This window comes from Alcanivorax sp. HI0083 (assembly GCF_001635175.1).
In genome coordinates this window covers 1-824 of record NZ_LWFX01000338.1, presented here as the reverse complement: position 1 = coordinate 824, position 824 = coordinate 1, and the positions used below count along the sequence as shown (strand labels likewise).

Sequence of the window (824 nt, the reverse complement as noted above, 5' to 3'; positions counted from 1 at the left end):
TTTTTGAAAAGCTTTGGGTGGGACTATCGTGACACTCTGTAAAATTTGTGCTTCTATCGAAGGCGGATCACAGGTTTGACGTTGCAGCTCGGGGTGCTCAACAGTTCTGCCCGGGAATGGCGGCGATTAACAAAACAATGAACAGGGATGATGATCATGGGTACTCTCGCTTTCCGTCGTACCCTCGGTGCTGCGCTACTTCTCGCTCCTCTCACTTGCTTGGCGGATTCCTCTTTCGAAGTATACGGCTTCGGGATGGTGGATTATGTGCAGGGTTTCGATCGGGTAACTCCCGAATGGGAAGATACCTTGCGCCCCGGACGAATTCCTTATGACCAAGACACGGTAGGCAGTGATGGCCAAGCTGTCATTGGTGTCCGCCAGAGCCGTTTGGGTGTGAATGCCAGCACCATGGCCGGTGACAGTGAGCTGACAACCAAATTTGAATTTGACATGTTTGGCGTCGGTCCGGACGAAGGTCAGACAACGATTCGTTTGCGCCATGCCTACGGTGAATGGAAGTCCATCTTGGCGGGGCAGACTAATAGTGTGTTCATGGACGGTGATGTATTCCCCAATGTGATCGATTACTGGGGTCCGTCGGGCATGGTTTTCCTCCGTAATCCACAGATTCGCTGGACGCCGGTGAAGGGTGATTCTACCGTCGCGGTGGCCATCGAAAATCCGGGTAGTGGCGTGGATAGTGGCCTTGATCCTGGTACTGCCGGCGATGACGAATATCCGGATATCACTGCCCACTTCCGTCAGGTGGGAGACTGGGGTCACTTTCAGGTGGCCGGTATCCTGCGTCAGGTGGGTTACGA

Annotated in this window: 1 protein-coding gene; it reads left to right on the top strand. The window is 53.8% G+C overall.

The window, feature by feature from the left end; all coding sequences use genetic code 11:
• Positions 1-156 precede the first annotated feature (156 nt).
• On the top strand, positions 157-824 hold a 668-nt coding region (locus A3754_RS03580), incomplete at its 3' end, for a DcaP family trimeric outer membrane transporter (RefSeq protein WP_231880468.1).